This is a genomic window from Actinocatenispora rupis, from assembly GCF_016861975.1.
Classification (GTDB): Bacteria; Actinomycetota; Actinomycetes; order Mycobacteriales; family Micromonosporaceae; genus Actinocatenispora; species Actinocatenispora rupis.
In genome coordinates this window covers 1-12372 of record NZ_BOMB01000024.1, presented here as the reverse complement: position 1 = coordinate 12372, position 12372 = coordinate 1, and the positions used below count along the sequence as shown (strand labels likewise).

Annotated in this window: 11 protein-coding genes and 1 pseudogene; 7 read left to right on the top strand and 5 right to left on the bottom strand. The window is 73.2% G+C overall.

Annotation, left to right across the window (positions count from 1 at the left end):
* The first annotated feature begins 83 nt into the window (after window positions 1-83).
* From Aru02nite_RS21330 to Aru02nite_RS21310, 5 genes are all read left to right on the top strand, one after another.
* Window positions 84-1193 carry a mechanosensitive ion channel family protein gene (locus tag Aru02nite_RS21330; RefSeq protein WP_239076851.1) on the top strand — a complete coding sequence of 370 codons (1110 nt, stop codon included), beginning with the start codon at window positions 84-86 and terminating at the stop codon, window positions 1191-1193.
* Between the two features lie 286 nt (window positions 1194-1479).
* The gene (locus Aru02nite_RS21325; protein ID WP_203660427.1) at window positions 1480-2928 is read left to right on the top strand and encodes an MFS transporter; all 1449 of its coding nucleotides are present in this window, start codon (window positions 1480-1482) and stop codon (window positions 2926-2928) included.
* 109 nt (window positions 2929-3037) lie between these two features.
* Entirely contained in the window at window positions 3038-3454 is a 417-nt protein-coding gene (locus tag Aru02nite_RS21320) for a globin (RefSeq protein WP_203660712.1), read from the top strand.
* A 76-nt stretch (window positions 3455-3530) separates the two neighbouring features.
* Window positions 3531-5171 (top strand): glycoside hydrolase family 13 protein, encoded by a 1641-nt coding sequence (locus Aru02nite_RS21315; protein WP_203660425.1) that lies wholly within the window; start codon window positions 3531-3533, stop codon window positions 5169-5171.
* A 238-nt stretch (window positions 5172-5409) separates the two neighbouring features.
* Entirely contained in the window at window positions 5410-6084 is a 675-nt protein-coding gene (locus Aru02nite_RS21310) for a glycoside hydrolase family 75 protein (protein ID WP_203660423.1), read from the top strand.
* Between the two features lie 27 nt (window positions 6085-6111).
* Here Aru02nite_RS21310 and Aru02nite_RS21305 read toward each other — a convergent pair whose 3' ends face one another.
* Window positions 6112-7092: an MBL fold metallo-hydrolase gene (locus Aru02nite_RS21305; protein ID WP_203660421.1), complete on the bottom strand. Its 981-nt coding sequence runs from the start codon at window positions 7090-7092 to the stop codon at window positions 6112-6114.
* A gap of 128 nt (window positions 7093-7220) precedes the next feature.
* Between Aru02nite_RS21305 and Aru02nite_RS21300 the strand changes: the two genes are divergently transcribed.
* Complete coding sequence (locus Aru02nite_RS21300) at window positions 7221-8177, top strand: LysR substrate-binding domain-containing protein (protein ID WP_203660419.1); 957 nt, start codon at window positions 7221-7223, stop codon at window positions 8175-8177.
* A 139-nt stretch (window positions 8178-8316) separates the two neighbouring features.
* On the opposite strand, the gene Aru02nite_RS21295 is transcribed toward Aru02nite_RS21300, so the two are convergent.
* Together Aru02nite_RS21295 and Aru02nite_RS21290 are read right to left on the bottom strand one after the other, a co-directional pair.
* Window positions 8317-9186 (bottom strand): serine hydrolase, encoded by an 870-nt coding sequence (locus tag Aru02nite_RS21295; RefSeq protein ID WP_203660417.1) that lies wholly within the window; start codon window positions 9184-9186, stop codon window positions 8317-8319.
* A 418-nt stretch (window positions 9187-9604) separates the two neighbouring features.
* Entirely contained in the window at window positions 9605-10129 is a 525-nt protein-coding gene (locus Aru02nite_RS21290) for a MarR family winged helix-turn-helix transcriptional regulator (RefSeq protein ID WP_203660415.1), read from the bottom strand.
* A gap of 175 nt (window positions 10130-10304) precedes the next feature.
* Here Aru02nite_RS21290 and Aru02nite_RS21285 point away from each other — a divergent pair, with 175 nt between their 5' ends.
* Entirely contained in the window at window positions 10305-11024 is a 720-nt protein-coding gene (locus Aru02nite_RS21285; RefSeq protein ID WP_203660413.1) for an SDR family oxidoreductase, read from the top strand.
* A 167-nt stretch (window positions 11025-11191) separates the two neighbouring features.
* Here Aru02nite_RS21285 and Aru02nite_RS36790 read toward each other — a convergent pair whose 3' ends face one another.
* Together Aru02nite_RS36790 and Aru02nite_RS21275 are read right to left on the bottom strand one after the other, a co-directional pair.
* Window positions 11192-11539, bottom strand: a complete 348-nt coding sequence (locus Aru02nite_RS36790) for a TM2 domain-containing protein (RefSeq protein WP_239076850.1) — start codon at window positions 11537-11539, stop codon at window positions 11192-11194.
* A gap of 569 nt (window positions 11540-12108) precedes the next feature.
* Window positions 12109-12372: pseudogene (locus tag Aru02nite_RS21275) on the bottom strand (glutamate-5-semialdehyde dehydrogenase); the annotation flags it as partial.

Sequence of the window (12372 nt, the reverse complement as noted above, 5' to 3'; positions counted from 1 at the left end):
TCCCGGTACGCGGCCCCCGTACGACGCCGTGACGTCCCACACCGACGGGCGCACGACGACCGGCCGCACGGTACGGTCCCCGGGTGTCCGGCCCCGGAGTACCGGTCGACCGGACGACGCGAGGCAACGTGCAGGTGCTGTCCGACGGAGCGATGACGATGCTGCATCCGGTACTCGCCGGACCCGTGTTCGACGTGAACCTGACCGGGAAACCGGCGTGCGCGAGCGATCCCGAGTCGTTCTGCCAGACGGTCTGGAACTGGACCGGGCAGAACAACAGCCTCGGCTGGCTCGCGTCGAGCAGCGAGTGGCTGCTGGTGAAGCCGTTCCGGATCATCCTGATCCTGGTCGTGGCGCTGGTGCTGCGGTGGGTCGCGCACCGGATGATCCGCCGGATGACCCGGACCCGCGAGGGCTCCGGCACCCCGGCCGTGCTGCGCCCGCTCAAGGAACGCGTCAACAACTCGCTGCGCGAGAACGGCGTCCTCTCCGAACGGCGCAGCCAGCGGGCCGCCACGATCGGCTCGGTACTGCGGAACGTGTTCTCGATCGTCATCTTCTCGATCGCCGTGATGATGATCCTCAGCGAGCTCGGCCTCGACCTTGCGCCGCTGCTGGCCAGCGCCGGGATCGTCGGCGTCGCGCTCGGCTTCGGCGCGCAGTCGCTCGTCAAGGACGTCATCTCCGGCATGTTCATGCTGCTGGAGGACCAGTACGGGGTGGGCGACGTGATCGACGTCGGCGAGACCACCGGCACCGTGGAGGCGGTGGGCCTGCGCATCACCACGGTCCGCGACGCCACCGGCGTCCTCTGGTACATCCGGAACGGCGAGGTCGTCCGGATCGGCAACCACAGCCAGAGCTGGGCCATGGTGACCATCGACGTACCGATCGGGTTCGGTGCCTCGGTGGAGGACGCGACGGCGGCGCTGGACGCGGCGGTCGAGGGCATGGACTCCGACGAGGCGTGGGCCGGCGAGTTCATCGACCCGCCGACGGTACTCGGGGTCCAGCAGCTCACCGTGGACGGCGCCGTCCTCCGCGTACAGGCGAAGACCAGTTCGGACGGGCAGTGGAAGGTCGCGCGCGAGCTGCGCCGCCGGATCACCGCCGAGCTGGAGCGCGCCGGTCTCGCCAGCCGCTTCGACCCGCGGCGCGCGTACCCGGCGGCCCCCGGCACCACCGACGCCTGACCGACCGAGTCCGGATCGGTACCTTCCGCCGGCGCGTGGCGGCACGCCGGGGCCGCTGCGCTGCGTACCGGCGGCTCGCGCTGAAACCGGTGATTTCGCCGCCCAACATTGCGTACCGTGAAATTGCCGGTGGCGGCTTGTTAACCACACCTCGTCCGTTCGGACTACCGATACGCCCATCAATCGGGCAGACTCGACCCGGACCCTGCTCGCGGGTGAGCGGGGGGTTCGCAGCGAGGAGCCGTCCGCGCCCCGCCGTGACCTCGGAGGAAGGGACGGGGGACCAGTGTCCGAGGAACCAGGTCACTCCGACCCCGGGTCGGACCGCTCGGCCGTACCGGACCGACCGGCCACGTACCGCGAGGTCTTCGGGGTGGGCGAGTTCCGCGCCGTCTTCGCCGGCGGTGCGTTGTCGTCGATCGGCGACTACCTCGGCAAGGTCGCCCTGGCCGCCCTCATGTACCAGGCGACGGGCTCCGTGCTCGCCTCCGCCGCGAGCCTCGCCGTGACGTACCTGCCGTGGTTGACGGGCGCGCCGTTCCTCGTCGCGCTCGCCGAGCGCTACCCGTACCGGCGGGTGATGCTGGTCTGCGACGTGGCGCGGATGCTGCTGGTGGCGCTCGCCGCGCTGCCGTGGCTGCCGGTGCCGCTGCTGCCGGTGCTGATGTTCCTGGCCGCGATGCTCAGCCCGCCGTTCGAGTCGAGCCGCTCGGCGCTGCTGCCGATGATCCTCTCCGGCGACCGGTACGTGCTGGGGCTGGCGGTCAACGGCATCACCGCGCAGGCCACCCAGGTCGGCGGGTTCGTGTTCGGCGGCGCCATCGCGGCGGTCGACCCGCGGCTCGCGCTGGCGGTGGACGCCGGCACGTTCGCCCTGTCGTCCGTCCTGATCTGGCTGCTGGTCCGGGCCCGGCCCGCGGTCCCGCGTACCGGCGCGCGCGGCAAGCTGCTGAAGGAGACCGCCGAGGGCTTCTCGGTGGTGTTCGGCAACCGCGTACTGCGCTCGATCGCGGTCGTGATCCTGTCCGCGGTCGGCTTCGCGATCCTGCCCGAGGGCCTGTCCGCCGGCTGGGCGCACGAGCTGCGCGGCGGCACCGTCACGCAGGGCCTCATCATGGCCGCCGAACCGGTCGGCGCGGTGATCGGCGGGATCATCATCGGCCGCCTCGTCGTACCGAGGGTGCGGCGGCGGCTGATCCGGCCGCTCGCCATGCTCGTACCGCTGTCGCTGGTGGGCGCGCTCGCCGGGCCGCCGCTGCCGGTCGTACTGGCGCTCGCCGTCCTGACCGGCTTCGCGATGTCGGTGATCCTGCCGGCGAACGGCCTGTTCGTACAGGCGCTGCCGGACGGGTACCGGGCGCGGGCGTTCGGGGTGATGCAGGGCGGTCTGCAGCTCGTCCAGGGCGCGGTGATCATCGTGGGCGGCGCGGTCGCCGGCGTGTTCGGCGTGTCCCGCACGGTCGGGCTGTGGTCGCTGCTGGGGCTCGCGGTGATGGCCGTGGTGACGCTGTTCTGGCCGACGTCGGCGGAGTTCGACGCGGCGATCGCGCGGGCCAAGGAGCGGAACGCGGCAGCGGAGCCGGTCGCCGCCACCGCGCCGGACGACCCCGGCGGTCCCCGTACTCCGGACGAGGCCGGCGAGGCCCGTACCCGGGACACGAACTCGCGCTGGCGCCGCCGCGTGCACCGGCCGACCGGCGACGTTCCGCGTACCGCGGGCGCGGACCGCCACTGACCGCCGGGCGGTCGACGGGTGTGAGGGGTGTCGCAGGGGTCGGTGGCGGACGGGGCTGGCGGCTCCCGGGGGTGGCGCTGGCACCATGGGAGGCGTGTCCGAGCAACCGATGGCGATCACCCCCGCGTCCGACGGTGGGTCGACCCTGCCCGCCGTGACGTTCTACGACGCGGTCGGTGGGGCGGCGACGTTCCGGCGTCTCGTCGACGAGTTCTATGCGGGTGTCGCCGTCGATCCGGTGCTCCGGCCGCTCTATCCGGAGGAGGATCTGGGGCCGGCCGCCGACCGGCTCCGGATGTTCCTGGAGCAGTACTGGGGCGGTCCGAAGACGTACTCGGAGCAGCGCGGACACCCCCGGCTGCGGATGCGGCACGCGCCGTTCCGGGTCGGGCCGCGGGAGCGGGACGCCTGGCTGGCCCGGATGCGTACCGCGGTGGACACCCTGGCGCTGCCCGCGGAGTACGAGTCCGAGCTGTGGACGTACCTGGAGCGGGCGGCCCAGTTCATGGTCAACTCGCCGGACTGATTTTCCCTGTCGGTATGGACCGGAGCCCCTTCGCTGGTCCATGATTTGAACGTTAAAACCCCCCAAAGGAGGCACAGTGGGCACTGCGGAACCCACGGCCCGGCCCGTACCGGACGAGCGCGACTGGTGGCGCGACGCCGTCTTCTACCAGATCTACCCGCGCAGCTTCGCCGACTCGAACGGCGACGGCGTCGGCGACCTCGACGGCATCCGCGGCAGGCTCGACTACCTGGCCCGGCTCGGTGTCGACGCGCTCTGGCTCAGCCCGTTCTTCACCTCCCCGATGGCCGACCACGGGTACGACGTGGCCGACCCGCGCGACGTGGACCCGGTGTTCGGCGACCTGGCCGCGTTCGACCGGCTGGTGGCCGAGGCGCACGGGCGCGGCATCAAGGTCACCATCGACCTGGTGCCGAACCACTCGTCGGACGAGCACGCCTGGTTCGTCGAGGCGCTTGCCTCGGCGCCCGGCAGCCCCGCCCGCGAGCGGTACGTCTTCCGCGACGGCCGCGGCCCGAACGGCGACGAGCCGCCGAACAACTGGCCGGCCGTGTTCGGCGGCCCGGCGTGGGAGCGCGTCACCGAGCCGGACGGTACGCCGGGGCAGTGGTACCTGCACCTGTTCGACCCGAAGCAGCCCGACCTCAACTGGGAGAACCCGGAGGTGTGGGCCGACCTGGAGCGGACGCTGCGGTTCTGGCTGGACCGCGGGGTCGACGGCTTCCGGATCGACGTGGCGCACGGAATGGCCAAGCCGGCCGGCCTGCCGGACATGACCCCCGAGGTACTCGCGGCGATCGAGCGGGACGCCGACGGGTTCACCGACGGCGACCACGACCACTTCCGCGGCGCGCGCGACCTGCGCTGGGACAACGACGGCGTGCACGACATCCACCGGTTCGTACGCAAGGTGCTGGACGACTACCCGGGCGCGATGGCGGTCGGCGAGGTCTGGGTGAAGGACACCGAGCGGCTGCGCCGGTACATCCGGCCGGACGAACTGCACCTGGCGTTCGAGTTCCGGATGGTGGAGGCGCGGTTCCGGGCGGACGAGTTCCGCGCGACCATCGAGGCGGCACTGTCCACTGTGGACGGCACCGGTTCGCCGACCACCTGGGTACTGTCCAACCACGACATCGTCCGGCACGTCACCCGGTACGGGGACGGTCTCGTCGGTACGCGCCGCGGTCGGGCGGCCGCGCTGCTCCAGCTCGCGCTGCCCGGCGTGGCGTACGTGTACCAGGGTGACGAGCTGGCGCTGCCGAGCGTGGAGCCGCCGGACGAGGCGCTCACCGACCCGACCTGGGAGCGCAGCGGGCACACCAGGCGCGGTCGCGACAACTGCCGCATCCCGCTGCCGTGGTCGGCCGGCGAGCCGGCGTACGGGTTCTCGGACACGGCCGACACCTGGCTGCCGATGCCCGCCGGCTGGTCGCCCCTCGCGGCCGCCGAGCAGGACGGCGACCCGGCCTCCACCCTGGAGCTGTACCGGTCCGCGCTGTCGATCCGTCGTACCGGGCAGGGGTTCTCGGGCGGGCTGACGTTCCTGGACGCGCCGGCGGGCTGCCTGGCGTTCCGGCGGGACGGTGGGCTGCTCTGCTTCGTCAACACCACCAACGTGCCGGTGTCGCTGCCGGCGGGCACGGTGCTGCTGACGAGCGTGCCGCTGACGGCCGACGGCATGCTGCCGGGCGACGCGAGCGCCTGGCTGGTCTGATCCCCGCGCGCCGGGTGCCGCGACCCCCTGCGGCACCCGGCGCGTCGCGTCCCGCGGTCCCCGGCTGACTCGGGTGCGCGGAGCGGGCCTCCCACCCGTCCGCGTCGGTCCGGCCACCGCGGGAGCGGGCTCCGCCCATCCGTCCGCGTCGGTTCGGCCACGGCGGCGGAACCGTTGCGGCGCAACCGGATGCGGTGCGGTAGCGTACCCGGACTGTCGGGTGCGGCCGGGGAGGATCATGTCGGGGACCGGACGGCGCCGCGCGTTCGTCGTCGTGGTACTGGTGGCGCTGACGCTCGGTACGGTGCGGTCCGCCACCGCCGGCCCGGGCGCGCCGACCGCCGCGGAACTGCTGGCCCGTCTCGGTACCTGCGCGCAGGTGTCGCACGGGCTGTTCGCCACCGACGACGGCGGGCCGGCGACGGTGCCGGTGTGCGCCCGTGACGGCGTCGTGTCCTGGCGGGCCGACCTGGACGTCGACTGCGACGGCCGGCCCGGGTCGGCGTGCAACCGGCGCACCGACCCGTGGTTCCAGGACGACACGGCGTTCCACCGGGCGGACGGCGCGCCGCTGGACGCCGAGACCCTGCCGTACGTGGTGATCCCGCAGAACAGCCCCGTTTTCGCGTACTCCCGGCACGGCATCGCGGGCGGTGACGTCGTCGCCGTCGTGTACCGGGGCCGGGTGGTGTACGCGGTGTTCGGTGACACCGGGCCGCCGGGCATCGTCGGCGAGGCATCGTACGCGACGGCGCGGGCGCTCGGCATCGATCCGGACCCGCGGACGGGCGGCGCCGACGCGGGCGTGACGTACCTGGTGTTTCCCGGGGTGCGGGTGTCGCCGGTCGACAGCCACGCCCGCGCGGTACGACTCGGCACCGCCGCCACCCGCGCGTTCCTCGAACGCCGCTGAATCCGTTGCCACGTAACGGGTTCACGCTCAGACGGTGATGGTCTCCAGGTGGTCGAGGACGGTGAACCGGGCGTCCGGGCTGGCCGCGGTGACCGCACTGTGCAATGTGGACAGTCCGCCCCAGTCGCGGGCCGGCTGGTCCAGCGGGTAGTCGAAGTCGTCCCAGTGCGTCGGCAGCACCAGCCCCGGGTGGCCGAGCGCGTCGAGCAGCCGCGGCACGTACGAGTGGATGCTGCCGCCACCGGCCGGGACCAGCGCCACGGTCGGGCGTACGCCGGCGAGGTCGGCCGCGCTGAAGTTCGAGCCGCCGAAGTCGACGACCCCCACATCCCCCACCGTCACCAGGTACGCCAGCGTCTCGCCCTCCACCAGGTCGGAGATGACGCGCGGACGACGCGGCGGCGCGCCCGGTCGGGTACCGGGGAAGGGGACCTGGGCGCGCGGGCCGGTCATCGAGTGCAGCGACCGCAACACCCGGATCGTGTACCCGTCGCACTCCAGGTACTCGCCGCCGCGGACGACGCTGAGCTGGTCGGCCGGCGCGCCGAGGGCCCGCATCATGTTCACGTGGCTCTCGGTACCGAGCACGGTCGCGCCCGTCCGCGACGCCAGGTACGGCACGTCGGTCATGTGGTCGTAGTGCCCGTGCGTGACGAGGATGTGGTCGGCCTTCAGCGCGTACCGGTCGATCGTGGCGGTGTCGACGGTGATCGGGGTGTTCGGATCCGCCCCCGCCGTGCTGTACGTCCCGGTGTGGAACCTGGTCAGCCACGGGTCGATCAGGACCGTGCGCGTCCCGTTCGACGTGTCGAAGCGGATCTCCCAGCCGTTGTTCCCCAGCCACCGCAGGCGTACGCCGCCGGCGGCCGCGGGCCGGGTGTCCGAGACGGTACGCGGAGTCCGGGTCGCCGATCCGGCCGCCGCCACCCCGGCCAGCCCCGCCGCGCCCGCCACCGACCCGGCGAGCAGCCGCCGCCGGCTCACCGCCCGGTTCGTACCCTGAGCCATTGGTGCGTGTCCTTTCCCTTGCCCGGCAACCGATCCCGGGGTCGAGCGCAGATCAGAGCACACCCCGGCGCCCGCTGTCCAAGACCGCCGCGCGACCCGTCCGGTACCGGAATCGATATCGTTGCAGCGTGGACCTGGTGCGACACCTGCGGCTGTTCGTGGTCGTCGCGGAGGAACGTCACTTCGGGCGGGCCGCCGAACGGCTCGGCATGGCGCAACCTCCGCTCAGCCAACGCATCCGCCGGCTGGAGGCGGAACTCGACGCGCGCCTGTTCGACCGGGACAGCCGCGGCGTACGGCTGACCGAGGCCGGTGCGGTCCTGCTCGCCGAGTCCCGCGACCTGCTCGACCGGGTCGAGCGCACCCGGTCGCTCGTGACCCGGGCGGCCCGCGGCGAGCTGGGTGAGCTGCGCGTCGGCGTACCGCCGGAGGTGCCGGGCGCGGTCCTCGCCACGATCGTCCGCCGGTTCGCCGCCGACAGCCCGGAAGTACGCCTCGACCTGCGCGAACTCACCACCACCGAGCAGGTACGGCTGCTCACCGACCGCGAACTGGACGTGGGGCTGCTGCAACAGCCGGCCGACCTGACCGGGCTGACCGAGGGGCCGGGCGTGGACACGCCCGTCGGCGCTGTCGTACCGCGGGACTCCGCGCTCGCCGGTCGGGACCGCCTGGCACTGGCCGATCTCGCCGGCCACGACCTCGTACTCTTCCCCCGCGCCACCGCGCCCGGCCGGTACGACGCGACGCTGAAAGCCTGTCAGGACAACGGTTTCCGCCCGTCCCGGGTGGCGCACGCGGCGAGCCCCGAGTTCGCCTGCGGCCTCGTACTCGCCGGCCGCGGCGTCGCGCTCGCCCCGGACCGTACCGCCCGGCACGAGCCGCGCGTGGTGTGGCGCCCGCTCGTCGACGACCCCGTCGTGTGGCGGATGTCCTTCGCCTGGCCCGATTCCCCGCACCCCGCCGCCGAGCGCCTCTGCCACACCGCCATCCGCGTACTCCGCGACGACGGCACCAGCCGCCCCGTCGTACCGGCCCGGGACGCGCCGGCCCCCTGGGACGTCGTCTACCACCGCGTTCCCTGACCGCGAGCGGTCTGCCAGCTCCGGGTACCGACGTGCGCCGTGTCTCGCGCGTACCGGATCGCCCGTGGTGCGCGGAAACCGCCCTCGGGTGCGTCCTCTGCCGTGCCAGCGGGCGCCGGATCGCCCGTGCCGCGCGGAATCAGTGGGTGCAGGTGGCGCGGACCGTGTCGACGGCGGCGGCCGCGGCACGCCCGATCGCGACGTCCACCGCGAACTGTCTGCCGTCCAGCGCGTCGAGCACCGCACCGACCGCGACCGCGTACCGGCGGCCGTCGGGGTAGGTGACGACGCCGATCTCGTTGCGGATGCCGGGCATCGTGCCGGTCTTCGCCGCCACGCCGACGTCGTCGGGGAAGCCGCCGGCGAGCCGGTGCCAGCCGACCTGCCGCGTCATCCAGCCGCGCAGCATCGCGCACGCCTCCGGCGGCCCGGCCTCGTCCCGCCACACCAGGCGCAGCAACCGGGTCAGCTCCGCCGGCGTACTCGCGCTGCCACGGCGGGGATCCAGCGCGCTCAACCCGCGCACCTCCGCCACCGACAGCTCCGGGTACGCCAGCGCGAACGCCCCCGTGTCCGCCGCCGCCACGTCGCTGACCATCGAGGCGACGATGTCGCGCGGGCCGCCGAGGATGCGGGTTTCCGGCATCCCCAACTCCGCGACCAGCGACCGTACGTTGTCCACGCCGACCCGCCGGAACAGCGCGTCCGCCGCGGTGTTGTCGCTGATCGACAACGCCAGCCGGGCCAGGTCCCGCAGACTCATCTCCACGTCGTCCAGACACCCCGCGGTACCGCTGCCGCCGAGCCGGTCGCCGTCCCGCAGCCGTACCCGTTCCGTCGGGTCGACCTGCCCCGCCACCACCTGCCGCGCGAACTCCAGCACCAGCGGCACCTTCACCACGCTCGCGAGTACCACCGGGTCGGTGGACCGGGCGCCGGTCTCCCGCGGACAGTCGACGCACCGCACGTGCCACCAGCCCCGGGCCCCCACCCGACCGAACGGATCCATGCCGCGACGGTACCGGCGGGCGAGCGCCGCGCCGTCTCTGGCGGGCGCGCCCGCACTCCTTTGACAGGTATGCCCGATGCGCCCCTGCCGCGCGGACCGGTTCGGTGCGGCGGATCGGGATGGCCGGATCCTGGTGCCGCGGGGCCGCGCTTCGGCACTGGAATCCCGCGGCCCACCTTGGCGAACAGGCACCCCGACGCGGTAAGAGGTCCTAACAGAAAGGCGTCGGATGGCTGGCGAGGCTCAGGGCGGGGCTGCCAAGGCGGAGGTGCAGTCGCATACCGGTGTTGTATGCGACTGTGCCGACAACGTCGGCAGCGTCGTCCTGAGTCCGCCAGGCGCCGACAGTCCTTTCTGTGAGGACCTCTAAGTCCCGGTGCGGTGGGCCTGCCGGTCGGAACGCCGCTTTCGGTACGGGTCAGATCTCGGTACGGGCGGGTGGACCGAGCCGGTCGGTGAGGTCGGTGAGCAGGTCGGACAGTTCGCGGGCGAGCTGGCGCCGGCGTTCGGCGGGCAGCCCGGAGATCAGTTCGACCTCGCGCGTGAGCACCCGGTCGACGGTACGTTCGATCTCGGCGTGGCCGGCGTCGGTGAGCGTCACCGTGACCGCGCGCCGGCCCGCGCCCCCGGGCGTACGGCGAACCAGTCCGGCGGCCTCGGCGCGGGCGACCCGCTGCGAGATCGCGCCGGCCGTGATGAGGGTGCGCGCGGTCAATTCGCGGGTGGTCAGCTCGTACGGCTCGCCCGCCCGGCGCAGCACGCTCAGCAGGTCCATCGTGCCGCGGTCGATGCCCAGCTCGGCGAGTACCCGGGCGCGGTCGTCGGCGAGCAGTTTGCCGATCTGCCAGATGCGGGTGACCACGCCGATCGACTCCGTCGGCGTACCGGGGCGTTCGCGGCGCCAGGCGGCGGCGATGCCGTCGGCGTCGTCCGGCCGTACCATCGGCGGCTCCTTTCACAGCGTCGTCCCCGGCCCCGGGGTGCCCGCCGGATCCCAGCCGTGGCACGGTATCGCGGCCTCGCGCGGGCGACCCCGGGCGGCGGGCCGCGGGCGTTCGTGGTGGACAGCGGCGGCGTCCACGGTTTATGTTTAGGCCTAAACGTAGGAGGAGTCAAGCATGCCCCGCACCATCGTCGTCACCGGCGGCGGCACCGGCATCGGCCGCGCCACCGCCGCCCGCTTCGCCACCGCCGGCGACCGCGTCACCATCCTCGGCCGCCGTCCCGACGTGCTCGCCCGTACCGCCGACGCACTCGGCGCGACGGCCGTCGTCTGCGACGCGTCCGACCCGGCCGCCGTCACCGCCGCACTCCCCCAGCTACCCGACCACGTCGACGTACTCGTCAACTGCGCCGGCGGCAACACCGACATCGGCGCGCCCGACCCCACCACCCTCGCCGGGGTCGCCGCGGCGTGGCAGGCCAACCTCGACGCCAACCTGCTCAGCGCCGTACTCGTCACCACCGCCCTCACCGACCGCCTCGCCAGCGGCGGCGCCGTCATCCAGATCGGCTCCATCGCCGCCGACCGCGGCGCCGCCTCCTCGTACGGCGCGGCCAAGGCCGCCCTCGCCCGGTGGAACGTCCAGCTCGCCACCGACCTCGGCGCCCGGGACATCACCGCGAACGTCGTGAGCTGCGGATACATCGAGGACACCGAGTTCTTCGGGCCCGGCCCCAACCCGCGACGCGACCTGCTCATCGACCAGACGCTCGTCAAACGCCCCGGTACTCCCGAGCACGTCGCCGCGACCATCGAGTTCCTCGCCGGGCCGGGCGGACGCCAGATCACCGCCCAGGTCGTCAACCTCAACGGCGGCGCCTGGACCACCCGCTGACCTCAGAGGTCCTCACAGAAAGGTCTGTCGGCGCCTGGCGGACTCGGGACGACGCTGCCGACGTTGTCGGCACAGTCGCATACAACACCGGTATGCGACTGCACCTCCGCCTTGGCAGCCCCGCCCTGAGCCTCGCCAGCCATCCGACGCCTTCCTGTGAGGACCTCTCAGACCCACTCGACGCCACGGACCGACTTCGTCGCGATCATGATCGTGTCGATCAGCCACAGGATCCCGAACAGGCCGAACGTGAACAGTTTGAGCACGCCCTTGCCGGTCTGGCCGAGGTAGAAGCTGTCGACTCCGAGCCAGCCCACCAGGATCGCGAGGACCAACGCGGCGACCCAGCTGCGGCGCAGTACGCCGCCCATGGCGACCACGGCCTGCTGACTGACGTTCTGGCTCACGACGACCTGTACCGGCGGCACCGGTTGCGGCGCCGGCTGCTGCGCCGCGGCGTCCGACTGTGGTACCTGGTGGTCCCGGGTCATGTCGCCCGGGGCCACCGGGTCCACCGGCCGATCCCGTTGTGGCGCAAGGTCCTGCGTACCGGCAGGTGGCACGCTGGGCAGGTTCGCCGGCAGGCCGTCCGGTGCACGGCCGGGCAGATTCTCGTGTACCGGCGATCCGTCCGGTCCCGTGTTCTCGAAACTGGCCATCGCCAGTCACCCCCCTGATGTGGTTCGCCCACACCGTAGGGCGCGCATCGCGTCGCCCGCGCCCGCCGACCAGGCCGGGCCGGCGCCCGAACAGCCCGACCCGTACCACCTGGCCGGCTGCCGAGGGACCTGGATGCCGCACCGCGCAGGGGAACGCGGGGCTGGGCGGATGGGGCTTCCCGCCCACGGACAGCGGACCCGGCGGGCGTCCTTCGGCCCGGCGGGGCGGCCGAACAGCGGTCCGGGCCGCCCCGGGGAACCATCCCGGGGCGGCGTCACGGTGGACCAGCCGTTCGGCCGAACGGCCGAACGATCGCGTCCGCCCCGGTCGTCGAGTGCGGGTCCTCACCGCGCCTTCGGCTCAACGGAGCCGAATGCCGCGGACACGGGCCCGGACCGAGTCGACGGAACGCGCGCCGGGCCGGCTACGGGCGGGTGTGGCCGGCGCCGGTGACGACGTACTTGGTGGAGGTGAGTTCCGGCAGTCCCATCGGGCCGCGGGCGTGCAGCTTCTGCGTGGAGATGCCGATCTCGGCGCCGAACCCGAACTCGCCGCCGTCGGTGAAGCGGGTGGAGGCGTTGACGAGGACGGCGGCGGCGTCGACGCGGGCGACGAACGTCCGGGCGGCGGACTGGGATCCGGTGACGATGGCTTCGGAGTGGCCGGAGGAGTACCGGCGGATGTGGGC